This window comes from Onishia taeanensis (assembly GCF_900100755.1).
In the GTDB taxonomy this organism is placed as follows: domain Bacteria; phylum Pseudomonadota; class Gammaproteobacteria; order Pseudomonadales; family Halomonadaceae; genus Onishia; species Onishia taeanensis.
Genome location: NZ_FNCI01000001.1, coordinates 1 through 20,936, shown reverse-complemented (window position 1 = coordinate 20,936; position 20,936 = coordinate 1). Strand labels below are relative to the sequence as shown.

General features: G+C 63.1%; 24 protein-coding genes. 16 read left to right on the top strand and 8 right to left on the bottom strand.

Translation table 11 applies throughout. From position 1 onward, the window contains the following. Positions 1 to 5: 5 nt before the first annotated feature. Complete coding sequence (locus BLR71_RS00115) at positions 6 to 908, bottom strand: LysR family transcriptional regulator (protein ID WP_092521861.1); 903 nt, start codon at positions 906 to 908, stop codon at positions 6 to 8. Positions 909 to 1,040: 132 nt separating this feature from the next. On the opposite strand from BLR71_RS00115, the gene BLR71_RS00110 reads away from it, so the two are divergent. After that, the gene (locus BLR71_RS00110) at positions 1,041 to 1,790 is read left to right on the top strand and encodes an NAD(P)H-dependent oxidoreductase (RefSeq protein WP_092521859.1); all 750 of its coding nucleotides are present in this window, start codon (positions 1,041 to 1,043) and stop codon (positions 1,788 to 1,790) included. On the opposite strand, the gene pdxR is transcribed toward BLR71_RS00110, so the two are convergent. Beyond that, positions 1,756 to 3,318 (bottom strand): MocR-like pyridoxine biosynthesis transcription factor PdxR, encoded by a 1,563-nt coding sequence (gene pdxR, locus BLR71_RS00105; RefSeq protein WP_092521857.1) that lies wholly within the window; start codon positions 3,316 to 3,318, stop codon positions 1,756 to 1,758. The two genes, BLR71_RS00110 and pdxR, sit on opposite strands and share 35 nt — an antisense overlap. A 99-nt stretch (positions 3,319 to 3,417) precedes the next feature. Here pdxR and BLR71_RS00100 point away from each other — a divergent pair, with 99 nt between their 5' ends. From BLR71_RS00100 to BLR71_RS00090, 3 genes are all read left to right on the top strand, one after another. Further along, complete coding sequence (locus tag BLR71_RS00100) at positions 3,418 to 3,879, top strand: GNAT family N-acetyltransferase (protein ID WP_092521852.1); 462 nt, start codon at positions 3,418 to 3,420, stop codon at positions 3,877 to 3,879. Between the two features lie 90 nt (positions 3,880 to 3,969). Then, positions 3,970 to 4,713, top strand: coding sequence for a GNAT family N-acetyltransferase (locus BLR71_RS00095; protein ID WP_092521851.1), 744 nt, complete (start codon positions 3,970 to 3,972; stop codon positions 4,711 to 4,713). Positions 4,714 to 4,744: 31 nt separating this feature from the next. Further along, complete coding sequence (locus BLR71_RS00090) at positions 4,745 to 5,359, top strand: FMN-binding negative transcriptional regulator (RefSeq protein ID WP_092521850.1); 615 nt, start codon at positions 4,745 to 4,747, stop codon at positions 5,357 to 5,359. A gap of 275 nt (positions 5,360 to 5,634) precedes the next feature. On the opposite strand, the gene BLR71_RS00085 is transcribed toward BLR71_RS00090, so the two are convergent. The 3 genes from BLR71_RS00085 to BLR71_RS00075 all read right to left on the bottom strand — a co-directional run bounded on the left by BLR71_RS00085 (position 5,635) and on the right by BLR71_RS00075 (position 8,399). After that, positions 5,635 to 6,015 carry a phasin family protein gene (locus tag BLR71_RS00085; protein ID WP_092521848.1) on the bottom strand — a complete coding sequence of 127 codons (381 nt, stop codon included), beginning with the start codon at positions 6,013 to 6,015 and terminating at the stop codon, positions 5,635 to 5,637. A gap of 168 nt (positions 6,016 to 6,183) precedes the next feature. After that, positions 6,184 to 7,662 carry a sensor histidine kinase gene (locus tag BLR71_RS00080; RefSeq protein ID WP_092521846.1) on the bottom strand — a complete coding sequence of 493 codons (1,479 nt, stop codon included), beginning with the start codon at positions 7,660 to 7,662 and terminating at the stop codon, positions 6,184 to 6,186. Continuing rightward, positions 7,659 to 8,399, bottom strand: coding sequence for a response regulator transcription factor (locus BLR71_RS00075; protein WP_092521844.1), 741 nt, complete (start codon positions 8,397 to 8,399; stop codon positions 7,659 to 7,661). The genes BLR71_RS00080 and BLR71_RS00075 overlap by 4 nt, the downstream gene beginning before the upstream one ends. A 182-nt stretch (positions 8,400 to 8,581) precedes the next feature. Between BLR71_RS00075 and BLR71_RS00070 the strand changes: the two genes are divergently transcribed. The 5 genes from BLR71_RS00070 (at position 8,582) to BLR71_RS17325 (ending at position 11,814) form a co-directional block, all read left to right on the top strand. After that, positions 8,582 to 8,908, top strand: coding sequence for a pentapeptide MXKDX repeat protein (locus BLR71_RS00070; protein ID WP_092521842.1), 327 nt, complete (start codon positions 8,582 to 8,584; stop codon positions 8,906 to 8,908). A gap of 87 nt (positions 8,909 to 8,995) precedes the next feature. Further along, positions 8,996 to 9,892, top strand: a complete 897-nt coding sequence (locus BLR71_RS00065; protein ID WP_092521840.1) for a cytochrome b/b6 domain-containing protein — start codon at positions 8,996 to 8,998, stop codon at positions 9,890 to 9,892. Continuing rightward, positions 9,885 to 10,655, top strand: coding sequence for a molybdopterin-binding protein (locus BLR71_RS00060; protein WP_092521838.1), 771 nt, complete (start codon positions 9,885 to 9,887; stop codon positions 10,653 to 10,655). Before BLR71_RS00065 ends, BLR71_RS00060 begins: the two co-directional genes overlap by 8 nt. Positions 10,656 to 10,724: 69 nt before the next feature. After that, positions 10,725 to 10,931 carry a hypothetical protein gene (locus tag BLR71_RS00055; protein WP_092521836.1) on the top strand — a complete coding sequence of 69 codons (207 nt, stop codon included), beginning with the start codon at positions 10,725 to 10,727 and terminating at the stop codon, positions 10,929 to 10,931. Positions 10,932 to 11,001: 70 nt separating this feature from the next. Then, positions 11,002 to 11,814 carry a hypothetical protein gene (locus BLR71_RS17325; RefSeq protein WP_139172493.1) on the top strand — a complete coding sequence of 271 codons (813 nt, stop codon included), beginning with the start codon at positions 11,002 to 11,004 and terminating at the stop codon, positions 11,812 to 11,814. A 42-nt stretch (positions 11,815 to 11,856) separates the two neighbouring features. On the opposite strand, the gene BLR71_RS17850 is transcribed toward BLR71_RS17325, so the two are convergent. Further along, on the bottom strand, positions 11,857 to 12,153 hold the full coding sequence (locus tag BLR71_RS17850; protein ID WP_245696317.1) for a LexA family protein: 297 nt from the start codon (positions 12,151 to 12,153) through the stop codon (positions 11,857 to 11,859). Between the two features lie 183 nt (positions 12,154 to 12,336). Here BLR71_RS17850 and BLR71_RS00045 point away from each other — a divergent pair, with 183 nt between their 5' ends. From BLR71_RS00045 to BLR71_RS00030, 4 genes are read left to right on the top strand one after another with little or no spacing between them, the layout of a single operon-like run. After that, positions 12,337 to 13,119, top strand: a complete 783-nt coding sequence (locus BLR71_RS00045) for an ABC transporter ATP-binding protein (protein ID WP_092521832.1) — start codon at positions 12,337 to 12,339, stop codon at positions 13,117 to 13,119. Continuing rightward, positions 13,116 to 13,835 (top strand): ABC transporter ATP-binding protein, encoded by a 720-nt coding sequence (locus BLR71_RS00040; RefSeq protein ID WP_092521830.1) that lies wholly within the window; start codon positions 13,116 to 13,118, stop codon positions 13,833 to 13,835. Before BLR71_RS00045 ends, BLR71_RS00040 begins: the two co-directional genes overlap by 4 nt. 2 nt (positions 13,836 to 13,837) lie before the next feature. Next, positions 13,838 to 14,707 (top strand): branched-chain amino acid ABC transporter permease, encoded by an 870-nt coding sequence (locus tag BLR71_RS00035; protein WP_092521828.1) that lies wholly within the window; start codon positions 13,838 to 13,840, stop codon positions 14,705 to 14,707. Then, on the top strand, positions 14,707 to 15,651 hold the full coding sequence (locus BLR71_RS00030) for a branched-chain amino acid ABC transporter permease (protein ID WP_175491578.1): 945 nt from the start codon (positions 14,707 to 14,709) through the stop codon (positions 15,649 to 15,651). Before BLR71_RS00035 ends, BLR71_RS00030 begins: the two co-directional genes overlap by 1 nt. A gap of 283 nt (positions 15,652 to 15,934) precedes the next feature. Here the strand turns inward: BLR71_RS00030 and BLR71_RS00025 are convergent, their stop codons facing one another. Then, a complete protein-coding gene (locus tag BLR71_RS00025; protein WP_092521826.1) occupies positions 15,935 to 17,155 on the bottom strand; it encodes an ABC transporter substrate-binding protein in 1,221 nt (406 codons plus the stop codon). Positions 17,156 to 17,415: 260 nt separating this feature from the next. Here BLR71_RS00025 and BLR71_RS00020 point away from each other — a divergent pair, with 260 nt between their 5' ends. From BLR71_RS00020 to BLR71_RS00010, 3 genes are read left to right on the top strand one after another with little or no spacing between them, the layout of a single operon-like run. Beyond that, positions 17,416 to 17,634: a DUF1656 domain-containing protein gene (locus BLR71_RS00020; protein ID WP_092521824.1), complete on the top strand. Its 219-nt coding sequence runs from the start codon at positions 17,416 to 17,418 to the stop codon at positions 17,632 to 17,634. Continuing rightward, a complete protein-coding gene (locus BLR71_RS00015) occupies positions 17,634 to 18,500 on the top strand; it encodes an efflux RND transporter periplasmic adaptor subunit (RefSeq protein ID WP_092521822.1) in 867 nt (288 codons plus the stop codon). Before BLR71_RS00020 ends, BLR71_RS00015 begins: the two co-directional genes overlap by 1 nt. Then, complete coding sequence (locus BLR71_RS00010) at positions 18,497 to 20,551, top strand: FUSC family protein (RefSeq protein ID WP_245696292.1); 2,055 nt, start codon at positions 18,497 to 18,499, stop codon at positions 20,549 to 20,551. Before BLR71_RS00015 ends, BLR71_RS00010 begins: the two co-directional genes overlap by 4 nt. Positions 20,552 to 20,641: 90 nt before the next feature. Here the strand turns inward: BLR71_RS00010 and BLR71_RS00005 are convergent. Further along, the coding region (locus BLR71_RS00005) for an IS3 family transposase (RefSeq protein ID WP_139172491.1) at positions 20,642 to 20,936 on the bottom strand (295 nt) is incomplete at its 5' end.

The following is a 20,936-nucleotide window of genomic DNA, read 5'->3' as shown; positions in this document are numbered from 1 at the left end:
CTCCCTCACTGCTGCGTTCCGCGCAACCGTGCTTGGCGCTCGATGATCGCTTCGGCGATAAAATCCAGGAAGGCGCGAATCCTCGCCACCCGGCGCAAGTCGGGATGCGTCAACAGCCACAAATCGGTACTCAATTCCGCCAGTGGTTCGCTAAGCCTTACCAGCCGTGAATCGGCGTCGGCGAGATAGCAAGGCAGTACCGCCACCCCGGCGCCTTCGCGAACGGCACTGAGCATCCCCAGCATGCTGTCGACTCGGTAGCGGCAAGCCGACGCCACCGACTGGCTCTCCATCCAGGCCTCCAACGCCGGATAGCCCAGCTGGGCATCCGGTCCCACCCAATCAAGGCCGGTCAGGTCCGCCCCAATACGCCCTTCGACATGACAGTCGCGCGCGCCATAGACGGCCTGGGCTATATCGCCGATACGCCGCCCTACCAGCATCTCCGGCGGCGTCGATGCGGGCCGTACCGCCACATCCGCATCCCGCCGGGTCAGGTTGTACAACTGATTGGAGATGGCGACTTCGAGCACGATATCCGGATGCATGAGCCGAAAGTCCGCAAATAACGGCGCCAACAGCCCGGCAAACAGTGTATCCGTGGTCGTCACCCGCAGCGTGCCGGACAATTTCAGATCACGCCCCGCGACTCGGCGTTCGGCGCCCAGCACTTCGCGCTCGACACGGGCGCCGGTGGCAGCCATGTCCTCGCCGGCCGGCGTCGGCGTATAGCCGCGACGAGCGCGCACGAAGAGGCTGACACCTAGGCGACGCTCGATGCCTTCAAGGCGGCGAAACACCGTGGCATGGCTTAGCCCCAGGTGGCGTGCGGCCCCAGACAAGGAGCCCGCCGTGTGAATGGCCAATACGACCCGCAGGTCGTCCCAGCGGACGCTCTGTTCATCCATGCAAAGTTATCTATCGGTTATGGGGAATATTTTTTCATCAGTGCAAAGCCTAGGCTACTCCTGAGCCTTACGTCACCCCTTCGCATCAGCGACTTCATAGCACCGACGTCACAGCACCCCAGGAGACACGCCATGCAGGTATTGATCGTCCACTGCCACCCCGAGCCCAGCTCCTTCAACGCGGCCCTTACCCAGATTGCCGTGGAAACCCTGGAGGGGCTTGGCCACCAGGTAGAAGTGGCCGATCTCTACGCAGAGGGCTTTGACCCGGTGGAAGGCCCCGGGCACTTCGAAACGCGGCGCGACGATGAACGCTTCGCACCCCTCGATGAGCAGCGCCATGCCGTCGAATCCGCGAGCTTGCCTGCCGATGTGCAGCGCGAGATCACGCGCCTCGAACGCTCGGACCTGGTGATCTTGCAATTCCCGCTGTGGTGGCATGCGCAGCCCGCGATGCTCAAGGGCTGGTTCGATCGCGTCTTCGTCTACGGCGGCCTCTACAGCGGCCGCATGCGCTACGACCGGGGCCGCCTGCGCGGCAAGCGGGTACTATGCTCGGTGACCACCGGCTCGCCGGCGCCCGCTTTCTCGCGGGATGGTCGCGGCGGCGATATCGCCGCCTTGATGTGGCCCATCCACTACTCGCTCTACTACGTTGGCCTCGAGGTACTGCCGCCTCAACTCAATTACGGTATTCAGGGTGGCGGCCTCAGCTACCAATCCGAGACCACCTTTCGCGACCAGCTGGAAGCCGACAAGGCGCGCTGGGCAAGCCGTCTTAAGTCACTCGACGACGATACCCCGATCGCCTTCGCAGGATGGGACGACTGGGACGAGGACGGCGTGCTCAAGCCCGAGCACCCGGCTCGGTGGCGACCTTAGTCATGCTGCTAGCAACTCGTTTGGCTCTGAGCGCCAGCCATTCTCGACGCAGCCAGCCGCCGGCCCGGTCGATCTCTTCCTCACTCGCCCCGGCGTAGCCCAGCACCAGGCCGGGCCGGCCGGGGGGCGTCAGGTAATACGTCGACAGCGGCGACAGCCCGATGCCGTGGTCGAGGCCGCGGGCCACCAGCGCCGCTTCGGTGACGTGATCATCGAGCCAGGCCACCAGGTGCATGCCGGCCTGCCCCTCCGACAGCTCAAGCCCTACCCTGACCGCCGGCGCCAAGGCATCGCGCAGCCGGGCCTGGCGGCCGCGGTAGCAATCGCGCATGCGCCGAACAGGGCGGGAGAAGTGGCCAGCGGCGATAAACTCGGCCAACGCGGATTGCACCACATACTGGCCCTCGCGATGGAGCCGGGCATTGGCCCGCCGGCACGGGTCCACCAGGGCCTCGGGCAACACCACATAGCCAAGCCGCAGTCCCGGGTAAAGCACCTTGCTGAAGGTGCCGACATAGAGCACCCGCCCACCGTTATCGAGCCCCTGGAGCGCGGCGATGGGACCTTGGCCATAGCGAAATTCGCTATCGTAGTCGTCCTCGACGATCCAGGCCCCGTGCTTTTCGGCGGCCTCGAGCAGGGCCAAGCGCCGCCCCAGGGTCATGGTTACCCCGCTGGGATATTGATGCGAAGGCGTGACCTGAATCAGCCGCGGCGCGGGCAGATCCGCCGCCACCCGCAGGCCCTCGTCATCCACCGGCACTGCGTGCAGCTCGAGCCCAGCGGCCTCGAAACAAGCCTTGGCACCGCCATAGCCGGGTTCCTCGACCCAGGCCCGGTCGCCAGGGTCGGTGAGCAGACGCGCGATCAGCTCGAACCCCTGCTGGGCGCCCTGAACGATAAGGATCTGCTCAGGGCGACAGCGCACCGAGCGCGATAGCCGCAGATAGTCGCACAGCGCCTCGCGCAGCGCCGGCACACCGCCCTGGGTCTGATAGCCCAGCCATTCGGTGGGCGCCCGATGCAGGTGCCGCCTCATCAGCCGCTGCCATAGCGCTTGGGGGAAGCGGTCCAGCGCCGGCAACCCTGGCGTGAAGACGCCGGGACGCAGGTTCGAACCGGGGCTGTAACCAAGTAGCCGCGTACCCCGCGACGACAGCGCGACCTCCGGGGCCTCACCGGCGGAGGCCAATGCCTGCTCTGATGCGGCGCCTGGTGCCGACGACGCCCCGGCCAGTTGGGGCAGATCGGCGATGAAGGTCCCCGCGCCGGCCCTGGTCTCCAGAAAGCCCTCGGCGACCAACTGCTCGAGAGCGGCGAGCACCGTATTGCGTCCCAGGCACAGCTCCCGGGCCAGGCGCCGGGAGGACGGCAGTCGGCTGCCCGGAGCCAGCCGTCCTGCCTGGATGCGCTCACGCAGCCCAAGATAGAGTCGCCGGCTGAGCGGCCCCGATGCGGGCTCGGCAACTTCCATGGCGAGGGCATCGATGACCCAGTCCAGCTTGGCCTGCGATGAAAGCGGTTCCATGATTTTCCCCAAAACCGGTTCTTATTCTGGAACCACTATGCCGCCAGACTGGCATTCGGTCACCCCAAACCCTCAACCCTCAAACTGAGGAGAACCGCTATGCCCGTGCGCCCCGCCACCCAAGATGACCTTGCTGCTCTCGGCGAGCTGCTCGACGGCTACCGTCGTTTCTACGGCCAGGCCGCAGACCTCGCCGCCGCCACCGACTTCGCGTCACACCGCCTGGCGCTCGGCGATTCGCACCTGCTGGTGGAGGCCGGCCCCGACGGCACGCTGCGGGGCTTCGTGCAGCTCTACCCGACTCTGTCGACGGTGCAGCTGGCCCCGTGCTGGATCCTCGGCGATCTTTTCGTGGCCCCCGAGGCACGCCGTCAGGGCGTCGCCAAGGCCCTGATGAACGCCGCCCGCGACCTGGCCGAGTCTCACGGCATCGCCCAGTTGCGGCTGGAGACCCAGGTGGAGAACCACAGCGCCAAGACGCTCTACGCATCAATGGGCTGGCGTCGCGACGACGCCTTCGGTCACTACAGCCTGTCGCTGCCGGCCGGAACGGCTCGCTGAGGTGGCGATTATATAGCACCTGAAAATAGCACCTGAAGATGGCACCTGGAGATGGCACCTGGAGATGGCGCTTAAAGAGAGGTACCCCGGATGACGACCACTAATGCTTACCACCAGCCGGTGGGCCAACCCGTGCCGGGTTGGCAGGGCGCCAAACGCCTTAGCCCCGTCACGCTGACGGGCCAACGAGTGCGCATCGAGCCCCTCGACGCCGACCGCCACGGAGACGCCCTATTCACGGCCTGGCAAGCGCCCGACGCGGCGCCGGAAACCCGCAACGCCCTGGCGGCACGCTGGACTTATCTGGGTGGGCGGCCCTTCGACGACGGTCCTGGCTGTCACGCCTGGCTGGCTGACCGAGTGGCCAGCGTCGATCCATGCTTCCACGCCATCGTCGACGCCGCCAGTGGCCAGGCGCTAGGCATCGCGGCCTACCTGAACATCGTGCCCGAGCACGGCAGCGTCGAGGTCGGGCACCTGCACTTCTCGCCGCGCCTCGCGCGCACTACCGCCGCCACCGAGGCCATGGTGCTGATGATGGGCCACGCCTTTGCCATGGGCTATCGGCGCTACGAGTGGAAGTGCGACGCCCTCAACGCCCCGTCGCGGCGCGCCGCCGAACGGCTGGGCTTTCGCTTCGAGGGCATCTTCCGCCAGCACCGGGTGGTGCAGGGCCATAACCGCGACACGGCCTGGTTCTCGGTGCTCGACGGTGACTGGCAAGCATTGGAGCCGGCCTTCGCATGCTGGCTCGCCGCCGACAACTTCGACCCCCAGGGCCGCCAGCGTCGCCCTCTAGGCGAGCTGACCGAGGCGGCGCTGGCGGTAAGCTAACCCGACGGCGTACCCCACGAGGAGACAATCGATGTACGTACCTCCCGCACTACGAATGCCCATGCCACAGGCCCAGGCCTTGATCGAGGCGCATCCTTTTGGCGTGCTGGTCGGCGGCGACCTGCAGGCGACCCATCTGCCGTTGCTGCTGGACCGAGACGAAGGCGAGTTCGGCACCCTATACGGCCACTTCGCCCGAGCCAACCCGCACTGGCAGGCGCTGGAGGATCATCGAGCGCTAGCTATATTCAGCGGCCCGCATGCCTATGTATCGCCCAGCTGGTACGCCACTCGCCCAGCCGTGCCGACCTGGAACTACGCCGCCGTGCACGCCGAGGGGCCAGTCGAGCGACTCGACGGGGACGCCACCGCCGCGCTGATCGAGCGCAGCCTGGCCCACTTCGAACCCGGTCTTATCGACGACAAGGCGATTCTGGATGATGCCTTCCGTGACCGGCTGCTGGCCGGCATCGTTGGTTTCCGGCTCCCTATCGCCTCGCTCCAGGGCAAGGCAAAGCTCGGCCAGCAGCGCAGCGGCGCCGACCAGGCAGGCGTCGCAGCCGGGCTTGGCGACAGCGCTGCTCCCGAGGCTCAAGCGCTGCTGCGCTATATGCACGAGCAGGCCCTGGGAACGGGAGCATCCTGACCTCGGCAGTGGCCAGTAGCCCTTCACCATCCCCTTCCCCGGTCCCAGCCCCAACGCAAAACGCCGCTACCCCAAGGGGCAACGGCGTATATCGTCTTCTAGTATCGTCTGCGGAGACCTTCCGCCGACGAGCAGCTCGGTTCACTTATACAGTGCGGGCTTGCCTGGCTAACGTACCTGGCGGGCTTACCGGGCAGAGCTACCGAGCTGAATGCCCCTCATTGCCTAGCGTGAAACGTAAAAACTGACCTAGGCAATGAGTGGCTTATATCGAGTTACTTGGTAGTCGACTTAGTAGCAGTCGTAGCGGCCTTGGAGGCAGTCTTGACCGTCTCTTCGGTCAGCTTTTGCGCCTGCTGGGCGACTTCCTGGTTCATGGCCACGACCTTCTCGGCGTCGGCCTTGACGCGCTCGCCAACGTCCTTAGCCACTTTCTGCTGCCCTTCAACGTAGGTGCGCAGTCCTTCGGCATCCTTGACGTTCAGAGCGGCACGAGCCTGGCTAATGCCGAGATCGCTGTAAGCCTTGGCGGCGTCAAACTGGGCGGCCATCAGCTTCTCGGAGTAGTCCAGGCTCATCGCGGCATAGGCGCGAGCCGGGCCAAAGAACATGGATTCGAATTGCTGGGTGACTTGGTCAAAATTCGTGTTGCTCATGGTCCACCTCTTGCGAACAGTTTCGAATGGAGAGGCTTCCTGCCCCTCGCTGCATTGCAACATAGCAAAGTGCTTGTTGCAGCGCAACAAGGATTTTTCCTCTCGCTGCGATACGTCTACGAAGAAGTTGGCCAGCCGATCATGACACCATGATGAAGCCCACCGATATCAGGCAAAGGGCAGCACCAGACTCACCCGCGTGCCCTCACCACGGCGACTGTCGATCTCCATCCCGGTGCCATGGCGTTCGCAGATTTCGCGCACGATCGACAGGCCCAGCCCCGAGCCCTCGCCCTTGGCGATGCTCTCGCGGGTACGGTAGAAGCGCTGAGTGATCACCGGCAGCTCCTCGGCGGCGATGCCAACGCCGTTGTCGACGACCGATAGCCGCACACCCTCATCCTGCGCCTCGGCATCGAGCCGCACCCAGCCGCCGGCCGGCGTGGCGTGCAGGGCATTGTCGATCAGGTTGCTCAGCACCCGGTCGATCAGCCCTAGATCGGCATCGACCCAAGGCAACTCGGGGTCGCAGGCCACGTTCAGGGTGACGCCAGCCTGACGCGCCTGATTCTGGAACTTGCCGGCGATGTCGTAAGCCAGCTCGGGCAGCGAGAAGTATTCGCGCTGCAGCGGCTTGTCGTAGGCATCGAGCCGCGCCAGCGTCGAGAGCTGCTGAGCCAGGCGTGTCAGCCGATCGGCGTTGTCGAGGATCGCGTCCAGCGCCTGGCGGCGCTCGTCCGCGGAGCATTGCGGGGCGGCCAGAAGCTGCTCGGCGTAGCCGCGCAACGAGGTCAGCGGGGTGCGAAAGTCATGGGTCAAATTGGCGATCAGCTCGCGGCGCTGACGATCGGTCTCGCGCATTGCCGCCAACTGCGCCTCGATGGTCCCAGCCATGTCGTTGAAGGCGCGCGCCAGGCGGCCCAGCTCGTCATCACTGGGCGCCTCGATGCGCTGGCTGTAGTCCCCGCCGGCGAGGCGTTGCACCGCCGTCGTCAGGCGGGTGAAGCGCCGCGTCAGCAGCGCGAACCACACCAGGCCGAAGAGCCCGCAGACCAACAGCGCCATCAAGCCGGCCGCCATCAGGGTGCGGGTAATGGAGCTGGTGCGCAGCATGGCGAACATCGAGGCATGGCTGGCATTGGTGAGGTCGGCATAGAGATAGCCGGGGTCACCCGTATCGCCATAGGCGATGCGCGCCACCGAAAAGACGCCGGGCTCGCCGCCGCAGGGAGAGACCGCCAGCACCGGCAGCATCGGCTCCTCGGACAGCAGGGTCTCCAGCGCCTGGGTCGAGACCTGCTGCGCCTGGCCGCATGACGGCTCGGCGTAATCCGCAACCACACGACCCCGCTCGTCGAGCACGTACAGCGCCAGGGAGGGGTTGATCGAGGCGATATGCCGGGCCGTGTCATGTGCGGCAGCGCTGTCAGCGCCCTGCTGCAACGCCGGCTGCATGACCTTGGCCAGGTTGTCGGCGAGGTTCAACTCCTGGCGCTGCTGTAGCTCGCGACCGAGCTGGTTGAACTGGCTGATGGCGATCCAGGCCGCGGCTACCGACAGCAGCAGAAGGCTGATCAGGTACCCCAGGGCGATCCGCGCATAGAGGCTACGGCCAAGACGCGCGCCGCGACTTAGTAGACGGTTCATGCGCCCTCGTCTCCCGCCTCGGTTTGAGGAGCGAAGCGGTAGCCCACCCCCCACACCGTCTCGATGAAGCGCGGCCGCGCCGGGTCGGTCTCGACCTTGTTGCGCAGGCGATTGATATGGGTGTTCACGGTGTGATCAAAGCCATCGAACTCCTTTCCCCAAACGTGATCCAGCAGCTCGCCGCGACGGAAGGTGTGCCCCGGGTGACTGGCGAAGAGCGCAAGCAATGCGAACTCCTTGCCGGTGAGCTGCACCGGTACGCCATCCAGCTCGACCCGATGCTGGTCGGCATCGATGACCAGGGGGCCGCACACCAGCGGCGGGGTGCCGCCGATGCCGTCATCCGGGCTGCTGCGCTGCTGGCCACGGCGCAGCAGGGCCTGCACCCGGGCCAGCAGGATCGGCAAGTGAAAAGGCTTGGTGACGTAATCGTCGGCACCGATCTCCAGGCCCACCACCACGTCACGGATCGACGCCTTGGCGGTGACCATCACCACCGGGGTCCGGCTGTCGCCACGCCGCAGCCGACGACACACCTCGAGGCCGTCCATCCGCGGCAGCATCAAATCGAGCATTACCAGGTCATAGCGCGGTCCGCTGACATCGCCGAGCAGCGCGGTGAGCGCCGCCTCGCCATCGGTGACCCAATCGCAGTCATGGCCAGCAGCGGCAAGCTGCTCGCTGAGCAGCTTGCCGATCTCGGGGTTGTCCTCGACACAGAGGATCCGGTAGGCCATCGCCGTACTCCTTGATTCGCATGCCCCTACTCTAGAGACGCGCCGCGAGGCCTGCATCACGAAAACGTCACGTGCCTCGCCAGCCTGTGATGGTTTCGTGAGGAATTGCCACGCCCCACTGACTAGCTTGGAAACACCGGCGAAACGATCGTCGGTGACTCATACAACATTGGAGGTTCACGATGATCAAGCTAGCCCACCCCAAGACTGCCCTCTTCGCTGCCCTGTTGAGCGGTGCATTGCTGCTGCCGGTGACCGCCCTCGCCGACTCGCATGAAGACCCGATGATGGACGGCGAGAGCATGGAGCACGATGCCATGGGCGGAGACAAGATGGACCATGACGCCATGAGCGGAGACAAGATGGATCACGACGCCATGGGCGAAGACAAGATGGATCACGACGCCATGGGCGAAGACAAGATGGATCATGACGCCATGGGCGAAGACCACATGGATCACGACGCCATGGGCGAAGACGAGATGATGGAGGAAGACGACAAGATGTGATGCTCGCCACTTCCTCGACCGGCCGGTGCCAGCGATAGGGCTACCGGCCGGCGTTTTCTTCGACCTCCATTCCAGGGAGGATGTCTCATGCCGCTCTTCGGCAAGGCTCGCCCGGGCCAAGCAGCAACGCTCATCAAGCGTCATACCGCCTTCTCCCGCCTCTGGCATTGGGTGAATTTCGCCTGCTTGATCATCCTGCTGATGAGCGGCCTGCAGATCTTCAACGCCCATCCGGCGCTCTACTGGGGCAAGGATTCGCACTTCGACAGCCCGGCACTATCGATTGGCGCCGAGCGCGACGCCAACGGCGCCTGGCAAGGCATCACCCGCATCGGCGGCTACCGCTTCGATACTACCGGCGTGCTGGGAATATCCGGCCCGCCCGACGACCTGGAGCGTCGCGCCTTTCCCGCCTGGGCGACCTTGCCCGGCCCCCGCTGGCTCAGCAAGGGGCGCCAATGGCACTTCCTGGCCGGGTGGATCTTCGCGCCGATGCTCACCGCCTACCTTTTCTATCTAGTAATCAGCGGCCAGCTCAAGCGGCGCCTACTGCCCCGCCGTGACGAATGGCGCCACCTCGGCGAGACGATTCGCGACCATGTTCGGCTGCGTTTCCCCCGCGGCGAAGAGGCCCGCCACTACAACCTGTTGCAGAAGCTCACCTACCTGCTGGTGCTGCTGGGGCTGCTGCCGCTGGTGGTGCTCACGGGCCTGACCATGTCGCCGACCATGGATGCCGCCTGGCCCTGGCTGCTGGACGCATTCGGCGGTCGCCAGAGCGCGCGCACTCTGCATTTCATCTGCGCCATCGGCCTACTGGCCTTCTTCCTCGTGCATCTCGCCCTGGTGATGGTTTCCGGTATGTTCAACAACCTGCGCTCGATGATCACCGGACGCTATGCGCTTCACCCTGAGCTACCCCCTGCGCAACCCCATGCCCCTTCCTCGGCGCTGCCCCCGCAGCAGGAGCCCCGCGATGACTAAACCGACCGATAGCGGCCGCCGCCGTTTCCTGACTCGCTCCCTGATGGCCGGCGGCGCGACCCTGCTCGCCGGTTGCGATGCGCTGACGCGCAGCGACGCCATGAGCAAGCTGTTCGATGCCAGCAGCGCCCTGACCCAGCAGGCCCAGCGGCTGCTGGCCTCCCGACAGTCGCTGGCCCGCGAGTTCACACCCGCCGATATCGCCCCCACCTTCCGCGCCAACGGCACCACCAATCCCGACGAAGAGGACTACCGGAAGCTTGCAGAAGGCGGCTTTCGCGATTGGCGGCTCGAGATCGGCGGCCTGGTCGACAAGCCACAGGCCTTATCCCTCGACGAACTCAAGACCATGCCGGCGCGCACTCAGATCACCCGCCATGACTGCGTCGAGGGCTGGAGCTGCATCGGCCAGTGGAAGGGTGTAGTGCTCGGCGACCTGCTGGACCGGGTCGGGGTCCGCGACCAGGCGCGCTTCGTCGTTTTCCACTGCGCCGACCGCTACCGCGGCGGCGACGCCTACTACGAAAGCCTGGACATGCTCGAGGCCTATCATCCGCAGACGCAGCTAGCCTACGCCCTCAACGGTGCCGACCTGCCCATCGCCAACGGCGCCCCGCTGCGACTGCGCGCCGAACGCCAACTCGGCTACAAGATGGCCAAGTACGTCATGCGTATCGAACTGGTCGAGAGCTTCACGCATATCGGCCGGGGCCGCGGTGGCTATTGGGAAGACCGCGGCTACAACTGGTGGGCGGGGATTTAGGGCACGCTCGGTATGGGGCTGCCCCACTTAAGCCACCAAGGCCGACGCTTTCGCCGCCGCCCGGAGCGAATGCCAGCGCCTGCCTCGCGGCGGCTCGTCCTTCACTTGGCCCTCGTCGACTGCCGCCCCGAGATCTCCCTGGAGATGCCGGTCACGCTGAACGACTGGAAGCGCGAGATCGGCGACACCGCCAGGCTGATCGACGAGGTCAGTCACGAACTCAGCGACCACGCGCTGACCAGCTCGGTGGAGATGGAGGTGATGGGCACCCGATAACCAGAGGTGGTACGACCTAGTCTTGAGATGCTTAACTAAGACAACAAAAGAATCAGTACGGAGTTTATCAATGCAGGGACGGACTTCATATTTCAATGACAAAGGAATATCCGAAGGGTATTGTAGGATATGTGGTAGCTATGGGGAGCTAAAAAAAGATCACGTACCACCGAAGTCCCTACTAACCCCGGGGGACAGCTTATATTGCTCTCTCTTTGAAGGAACGATGCAAGAAAAAATAAAAAAGAAAAAGGGCCTGTCTGGAATATATTTTAAAACTATTTGCCAGAAATGCAATAGCGAAACACTAGGCGAGATCGACCATATATACAAAGATTTAAAGAAAACAATTAACGACCTATACAAATTCCTTAACCGTGGCGGTAACCTCATAGAAAAGCAAAAGATACCATGTGATTCTAGCAGCTTCTTGAGAGCAACTATTGGTCACCTGCTAGCCGTCTCCAACCAAGAAAGCTGTATGAATCCACTTGAAGAAACAGATTACTTCACACCGCTGAGAGAATTCGTCTTGGGAGAAAGGGAGGATCTCGACAATCACGAAATAAGAATATGGCCTTACAAAAAAAGGAAAAGCGTAATAATTCAAACAATAGCTTCAACATCAACACTAAAAAAATTAAAACATGGTGGTGAGCTATACAGCTCCATGAAAGCATTTCCATTTGGGCTATCAATCAAGCTAAAGCAGCCATCGCTAGGAATAATTAGCTTTGGCGACATTGTTAATCCAGGCATGAGTCACATTACTTTCACCCCTTGGATGGAGCCGCACAAAAACTATCCGGAAGGAATCTTTCGTGATGATCAAATGATAATGGCTAACAGTGAAACAGGTGTTCATGGGCAGGTCGGGGCTTAGAGCCTGCGTTTGCGACTGGATGCCATAAAGAAAGCGCCTGGGTCAGTAATGCCCGGCGGTGGGCATCAGCCGCATCAGCACACCGATCCGGTGGCTGCTGAACAGCCGCTTCTCGCCGTCCAGTTCCACCACCACCAGACCATCGTGCTGTACAGGCTTCTGCTCGTCGACCACCAGCAGGTCGCCTTCGATTATCGGTCCGACCACGCCGGCTTCATCGCCCACCTCTACCAGGAAGCAGCTCGGGGCGCGAGAGGTCGTAGCCTTCCAGAGCGTAGTTGTCGACGCGCAGACATGCCGGGCTCGGTCACTTTTATACCCTAGCTGAAACCTCTCGATGACAGCCGGCGAAGCGGCTGCTGCCCCCTGCCTTAAGACAAGCGTTTAAATCTCGTCTGTTCGTCGCCTTGATACGCCTCGTGCTCGGCGATACTGTCTTCGCATTGGGCGAGCCTGCCTAAAGGCTAGTGCTGCCCGCTCCATCATAATTTCAAGAACAATCTCAAGGCAGGAGCTCCCACCTTGATCCGAATCGAAAACGTCTCCAAGTCCTTCGGCGGCTTGCAGGCGGTGAAGGATGTGTCCTTCGAGGTTGCCCAGGGCAGCATCACCGGCTTGATCGGCCCCAACGGCGCCGGCAAAAGCACCCTGTTCAACATCGTCGCCGGCCTCTTCCCGCCTACCAGCGGCCGCATCGTGCTCGACGGCCAGGACATCACCGGCCTGCCTACCCATGAACTCTTCCACCGGGGGCTGGTGCGCACTTTCCAGATTCCCCATGAGTTCTCGCAGATGACAGTGCGCGAGAATCTGATGGTGGTCCCCCCTGAACAGAGCGGTGAAAACCTCTTCAACAGCTGGTTACGCTGGGGCCGAGTTCGCGAGGAAGATACCAAGGTCCTCGAGCGGGTCGACGAAGTGCTCGACTTCCTGGAAATCTCGCATGTCGCCGATGAACTGGCCGGCAATCTCTCGGGGGGCCAGAAGAAGCTGCTGGATCTCGGTCGGACCATGATGACCGACGCCAAGATGGTGCTACTGGATGAGCCGGGTGCCGGCGTCAACCGCACGCTGCTCGGCAAGATCCGCGAGGCGATCCGCCGTCTCAACACCGAGCGTGGCTATACCTTTTGCCTAATCGAGCACGATATGGACCTGATCTCACAACTCTGCGACCCGGTGCACGTGATGGCCAACGGTGAACTGATTGCCTCTGGCCCGATGAGCGAGATTCGCCAGAATGCAGAGGTCCGCGAAGCCTATCTGGGTGGCGGCGTCAGCGGTCATATGGGGGAAGACGCATGAGCAGCTCGACCACCACCCTGCTGGATGCCCAGGATATCTACGGTGGCTACGGCGGCGCCGATATCCTCAAGGGCACCAATCTGCGGGCCAACGCCGATGAAATCGTGGTTATCGTGGGCCCCAACGGGGCCGGCAAGTCCACCGCCATGAAGGCGATCTTCGGGCTGGTGAAGGTCCGCACCGGAAAGGTGCTTTTCCAGGGCGAGGACATCACCAACGCCAAGCCGGAACAGATGGTGCGCCGAGGCATCGCCTACGTGCCTCAGGAGCAGAACGTCTTCCCATCGCTTACCGTGCAGGAAAACCTCGAGATGGGCGGCTATCTGATGACCGGCGATCTCAAGCCGCGCATGGAGAAGGTCTACGACCTGTTCCCCAAGCTCGCCGAGCGTCGCCGCCAGCCCGCCGGGCTGATGTCCGGCGGCGAGCGCCAGCTGGTTGCCATGGGTCGCGCCCTGATGGTCGACCCCAAGCTGCTGATGCTCGATGAGCCCACTGCTGGCCTGTCACCAAAGCTGATCGATGAAACCTTCGAGCGCATCAAGCAGATCAACGCCCAGGGCATCGGCGTGTTGATGGTCGAGCAGAATGCCAAGCAGGCGCTGGCTATCGCCAGCCGCGGCTATGTGCTTGCCACCGGCGCCAATCGCCATGAGGACACCGGGCCCAATCTGCTGGCCGACCCGGAAGTCGCTGAAATGTTCCTGGGAGGCTAGCCATGAATGACATCTTACAGATCCTGATCTACGGCATGGTGCTGGGCAGCGTACTGAGCATGGGCGCCATTGGGGTGTCGATGATCTTCGGCATCCTGCGCTTCGCGCACTTCGCCCACGGCGATTTCATGACGCTAGGCGCCTACATAGGCCTGACCTTCATCGGCGTGATGGGGCTCAGCCCCTGGTTTGCGCTGCCGGCGGCCATGGTCGGCATGGCCGTGGTGGCCGTGGTCATCGACCAACTGCTCTACCGGCGTATCCGCCGCACCCAGCCGGTCATCCTGCTGATCTCCTCCTTCGGCATGGCGCTGATCCTGCGCAGCCTGATCCAGTTGATCTGGGGTTCGGAAAACCAGACCTATGCCAGCGGCATCCAGTTCCCCTGGCGCCTCGACGTGCTCGGTGGGCTTCGCATCAAGCCGGATCATGTGTGGATCGTGCTGATCTCGCTGGGTCTGGTAGCCGGCGTGCATTTGTTCCTGACGCGCACCCGGATGGGCAAGGCGATGCGCGCCATGTCCGACAACATGGACCTGGCGCTGGTCAGCGGCATTCCTGCCGAACGCGTCATCATCGTCACCTGGATCATCGGTGGCGCCCTGGCGGCGGCAGCCGGGGTATTCCTCGGCATCGATACTCGCCTACACCCGGTGATGGGCTGGACGACGCTGCTGCCGGTGTTCGCCGCTGCCATTCTCGGCGGCATCGGGCGGCCCTACGGGGCCATCGTTGGCGGTATGATCATCGGTATCTCGATGGAGATGTCGACGCTGTTCATCTCTGCTGCCTATAAGCCGGCCGTGGCCTTCGCCATCATGGTGATGATGCTGATCTTCCGGCCTCAGGGCATCTTCAAGGGGACACTGTGATGGAATTCGCCAGCCTGTTCGCTTACCTCGTCTCGTTTCTGACCTTCGCCGGCATCTATGCGGTGCTGGCCATGGGCCTCAACACCCAATGGGGTTTCACCGGTCAGTTCAACATCGGTATCGCCGGTTTCTTCGCCGTGGGTGCCTATACCAGCGCCATTCTCACCACCCCGGAAAGCCCCGCCTATCTCGGCGGGCTGGGCATGCCCTTCCTGGTGGGCCTGGTCGGGGCGACCCTTGCCTCGGCGCTGATCGGCCTGGTGATCGGGCGCATCACCGCCAAGCTGCGCACCGACTATCTCGCCATCGCCACCATTGGCATCGCCGAGATGATTCGCCTCTTCATCAAGAACGAGGATTGGCTGACCAACGGCGTGCGCGGCATCGCCGGCATCGAGCGCCCCTTCGCCGGCACACCGCTGGACAGCCCCTTCGGCTACCTGCTGGTAGTGGTGGCCTTCGTGGTGCTGGTCTACTTCCTGCTCGAGCGCGCCTATGCCTCGCCCTGGGGCCGCGTGCTGCGGGCGATTCGCGAGAACGAGCCCGCCACCGCCGCGGCGGGCAAGTCGATCGCCCGCTTCCGCCTGCAGGCCTTCGTACTAGGTGCCGCCATCATGGGCCTGGGCGGCGGCCTCTATGCCCACTTCTTCGGCTTCCTCAGCCCCGAGGCCTTCATGCCGCTCTACGGCACCTTCCTGGTGTGGGTCATGCTGATCGCGGGCGGTAGCGGCAATAACCGCGGGGCCATTCTCGGCGCCGTGGTGGTGTGGGGCGTCTGGACCCTGACCGAGCTGGCCACCGACCTGCTGCCCACCGAGTACGCCACCCAGGCCGCCGCCCTGCGGGTGCTGCTGATTGGCGTGCTGCTGCAGGTCATTCTGGTCACTCGGCCGCAGGGCATTCTGCCCGAGAAGCCGCCCAAGTTGATCGCCCGTAAGAAGTAATCCTCGACGAGACAGGCGGGCGTGCTCCCGCTTGGCTCTCACCGCCCCGGCCCTTGCGCCGGGGTTTTTATTTGGGCTGTCGCCAGGGCTGCTCGCTTATCGAGCCGGGGCTTTGCCAGCGCAAAGGCCCACTTCCCCATCGTAAGGCCTGATCTATCGGTATCTGCATCACCTAGCAGACGCTTCTTGTCGCCGAGGATAGGTAACCGACAAAAAAACGCCCCGGCGCGTGGCCGGGGCGATGTCATGTCGCTAGCCTGCAGCTAGCTCAGCGAGTGGAACATCACTCGGGCATGGTGGGCTCGAAGATGCGGTTGGTGATGATCTCACCATCCTTGAAGGTCCATTCGCCGAAGGTACCCGGCACGTCACCGTTATTGTCGAAGTTCACCGAGCCAGAGGCCCCCTCGTAGTCGATGTCTTCACCGGCGGCGATCAGCTCCACGGCCTTGGCAAACTCGCCCGGGCCAACCTTCACACCCGGCGGGTTGGCGACCATGCGAACGCTGTCGCGAATGGCTACGTGGTCGGTGGAGCCGGCCTGCTCGGCAGCCAGTGCAATCACATAGAGGGCGTCGTAGGCGGTGTCCAGATAGGGCTTGGGCGGCACCTCACCGTATTCACCGTCATAGGCGCTGGCAAAGTGCTGGGCACCCGGCGAGTCGCCGCGAGCCTGAGGCACGGTGCCGATGGCGCCTTCCAGGGCCTGAGCGCCGAGGTTGTCGATCAGTTCCGGCGCCTTCATGCCATCGGTGAACACGAAGTCACGGAAGAAGCCGCCCTCGAGGGCCTGGCGCAGGATGGTCTCGCCGTTCTCCGGGTAGCCGATCAGTACCAATGCCTCGGTACCACCAGTATCGGCCTGCTGCAGCTCACCGCGATAAGCGGCCTGGCCCTGCTCGTAGGCAACGGTTGCCGCCACGGTGCCGCCTTGAGCCTCGAAGGCCTTGCTGAAGGCATCGGTCAGGCCCTTGCCATAATCGTTGTTCACGTAGATGACACTGACGGTCTTATAGCCTTTCTCGGCAGTGATCTCGGACAGTGCCACGCCCTGGAAGGCATCCGACGGCACGGTGCGGAACAAGAAGTCGTCGTCATCCAGGCTCGTGATCACCGGCGAGGTGGAAGCGTTGGAGATCTGCAGCACCTGCTCGGGCTTGGATACGCTCTGTGCCACCGGGATAGTCACACCGCTGGACAGAGCGCCGAAGATGGCATGCACGCCTTGCACGTTGACCAGCTTCTGGGCAGCCGCCACGCCGGGCTGCGGCGAGGTCTGGGTGTCACCGGCACTGATCTCGATGGGCTCGCCCATCACGCCGCCATCGGCGTTGATCTCCTTGACCGCCAGCTCAGCTGCGCGCAATGACGGCTCACCATAGCTCTGCAGGTCGCCAGTCAGCGGCACCAGTACGCCCACGTTCAGCGGTTCGGCGGTGGCCGCGAGGCTGGTGGTCATTGCCAGGGCGGAAATGGCACCGATTAAGGGTTTCTTGACGATCATGGTAAAAGACTCCTGTTACTGACCTTGATTGTTCATTATTGACAGACCGTTGGCGGGCGCGACACTGATCGTTGTTGCGGCCCCTGTAGCGCAGCATAAGCTTAGCCTAAACATTAAACAAAATGCCTGAGCGCAATCCTGTCAACGGTCAGGCAGCCTTAGGCCGAGTCGCGCCCAGAGCGTCCTGGTGCAACTATTTTGATAGCGTGCTAACATATTAAGCTTGTCCATCGACGGGCGTGCCGACCACGGGAGAAAGCATGGACCTAAAGGAAATCGCCCTGGGCGGCATCTACGTCAGCCCACTTCTGCTATACGCCCTGCTGGGCTTTCTCGGCGCCTTCATCGTTCGCACCCTGCTACATCGTCTGGTGGGCTCGAAGGTATTCTGGTACGAAGCCTGGTTCGACGCGGCATTGTTCGTGATCATCACCGCCGCCATCGCCTTTCTCTCTTCCTCTGCTACCGGATCCTTATGATGCACAAACTGCTTCGCATGCTGACCACGCTCGTGGTCGTGGCCCTGGCCCTGGCAGCGGGTGCCTGGCTCTGGCATTACTATCTCTATACCCCCTGGACCCGGGACGGCCGGGTACGGGCCGATGTGATCACCATCGCACCGGACGTTTCTGGCTGGGTGAGCGAGCTGTCCATCGAGGATACCCAGGCGGTGGACAAGGGCGATGTCCTCTTTCAGATCAACCGCCAGCGCTATGCAACGGCCGTTGATACGGCCAAGGCAGTCGTCGCACAGAAGAAGGCGCAGTGGGAGTCCAAGCAGCATGAAGAGACCCGCCGCAACCGTCTCAGCAACCGGGCGATAAGCGACGAAGATCTCGATCTGGCGCGCCTCGAGACCCAAAGTGCCAAGGCCTCCCTCGACCAGGCCCAGGCCGAGCTTGAAAGCGCACAGCTCGATCTCGAGCGCACCACGGTGACCGCGCCGGCCGACGGTAACGTCCTGAACCTCAGACTCAGTGAAGGCAATTACGTCAATACCGGCAACCCGGTGATGGCGTTGGTGAAGGCAGATTCCTACTACGTCACCGGCTATTTCGAAGAGACCAAGATGCCGGGCATCGCCGTCGGTGACCCCGCGCGCATTACCTTGATGAGCGGCGACACCCAGCTTGACGGCCATGTTGCCGGCATTGGCCGCGGCATCGCCGACAGCAACACCACAGCCAATGACCAGTTACTGCCCAAGGTCGAGCCGACCTTCAGTTGGGTACGACTGGCGCAGCGTATTCCTGTGCGCATCGAGCTCGATGACATCCCCGACGGCACCTTGCTGAGTGCCGGCATGACCGCCACCGTGCGCATCCTCGAGGCACCGTCGCCTTGAGCCGTCTTTCGCTCTGGACCGACGCCTATCTAACGCCGTCGCCATCCGCCCTCAAGTTTGCCACCAAGGCCACGCTTGCCATGGTGCTGGCGCTCTATGTGGCCCTGATGTTCGATCTGGAGCGTCCCTACTGGGCGCTGATCTCCGCCGCCTTCCTGCAAATTCGGCCGATGAGCGGCATGGTGATCGAGAAGGGTCTTTGCCAGATCGGCGGCACCCTGATTGGCGCCCTGGTGGGCATCGGCATCATGGCGCTGTTTGCACAGGCAAGGGTGCCGGCGCTGATCACCCTCACGCTGTGGCTGATGCTATGCGCCTACGCCAGCTCGCTTTTGCGCAACAACTTTTCCTACGGCTGCATCATGGGGGCGGTGACCGCGATGCTGGTGGTGGTCATCGGCCACAGCCAACCCGGCGGTGTCTTCGGTATCGCGGTGGCCAGGCTGTCGGAGCTCGGCCTGGGCGCGATCTGTGCGACCCTGGTCAACGCTTTGCTATGGCCTACGCCGGTCAAGGAGCACCTGGCGCGTCAGGCCGACAGCGTCATCAACAAGGCCTTCACCCATGCTGCCCAGCGACTGGATGCCAGCGACGACATGGATGAGCTGCAGGAGTCGCTGACCCAGAGCCTCGAGCCGCTGATGACGCTGGAAATCGACAGCCAATCGGCGCGTTATGAGGGCCCCGGCAGTGCCGGCCGCGTTCGCGCGACCCACCTTCTGACCAAGCGCACCCTGCGCTTCTTTGCCACCTTGAGCGCCCTGCATCAGTTGCTGCAGGACCAGGCTGGCCAGGTCAACGATGCGCTGAAACGCCTCGCCAGTGAGAGCGCCCAGGCCTTTCGTGATGCCGCAGATGTCAGCGGCGTGCCGGCGGCCCGTGAGCGACTACAGGATCTGCGTCATCAGGCCCATGCCTGCCCGGAAACCGACCTCACGCCCCTGCAGCGACGCCTGCTGCTCGGCCTGAGAGAGGTACTCGGCAGCGCCATGATCATGCTCGACGCCCGAGAAGCCATCGCCCACCCCGGCCGCAAGCGCCTGCGTGCCGGCGCTCTTTCCTGGCACCGCGACCATCTGGCAGCGCTGCTCAACGCCGGGCGAGCCGGGCTGGTGTTTTCCTGTCTGGCGACCTTCTGGATCCAAACGCACTGGTCCAACGGCCAGGTCGCGATGCTGCTGGGCACGCTGTTCTCGACCTTCTTCGCCAGCCGCGACAACCCGGTCACGATCTGCGTGATGTTCTTCAAAGGCATGCTGGTGGCCCTGCCCAGCGCCTTTTTGTTTGGCCATGTGCTGCTCTCCCAGGCCAACGGCTTTCCGATGCTAGCGATGCTGCTCTTCACACCACTTTTCCTGGGGCTTCTGGGGGCCGCCAAGCCACAGCTGATGGGCTACTGCCTGGCCTTCACCATCTTCAATATCCTGCTGACCATGCCCGGCAACGGCATGGATTTCTCCTTCGACAGCTTTGCCAACCGCGCCATTGCTGTGATCATCGGCCTGAGTGCGGTAGTGATGGCATTCCGGCTGATACCCGGTTTAGGGGCGCCCCTTCAACGCCGCCGCCTGGTGAGCGCCATCAGCCGAGACCTCAGCGATATCGGTGCGCCACCGCTGCACGAAGCAGAAGCCACCTTCAGCGGTCGCATGGCGGACCGCCTGCTGCAGCTTGGCCGCCACGACAACATGCTGCCCGAAGAGCAGCGACATCTGTTCATGATCGGCCTCAACGGTCTCGATCTTGGCCGGTCCTGCCTGCGCCTGCGCCATCGCCTCGATAATAGCGCGCCTCCCGTCCGCCAGGCCCTGCATGAATTGCTGGCGGTGCTCGCCAAGGCCTTCGAGGAAAGCGCCCGGGGCCAATCGCCTCGCGGCATACGCGAGGCGAGCCAATCACTGGATGAGGCCCTCGCCTCCCACGGCGGCATCACCAAGGACTGGCACGTATTGCTCGAAGGTCTGATCGAGCGCCTGTCGCTGACCCTCGAGCGTCAGGCCGAGGTGATGGCCGGCGTCAAGGCCAAGCCTCCCAGCGCCTCGACCCAGTAAGCGATACTGCAACAACAGCGGGTTAGCCCAAAAAGCAAAACGCCCCGCTCTCTCATGAACTGACCCCCAGTAGTTGGACGGTTAGTCACCTCAACCGGCGGCCATGGCCTGAGTCCTGTATTCCACGGGGCTCAGGCCTTTTAGTTTCATCTTGATGCGCTCGTGATTGTAGTAATGGATGTACCGGTCGAGGCCTTGCTGCAACTGCTCAACGTTGTCGAACTGAGTTAGGTGGAAGTACTCGGCTTTCAGAGTGCCGAAAAAACTTTCCATGGCAGCATTGTCCAGGCAATTCCCTTTCCGCGACATACTGCGCAGTATTCGCTTATCCACCACTAGGCGGCGATAGCTGGGATGTCGATAATGCCAGCCCTGATCCGAATGC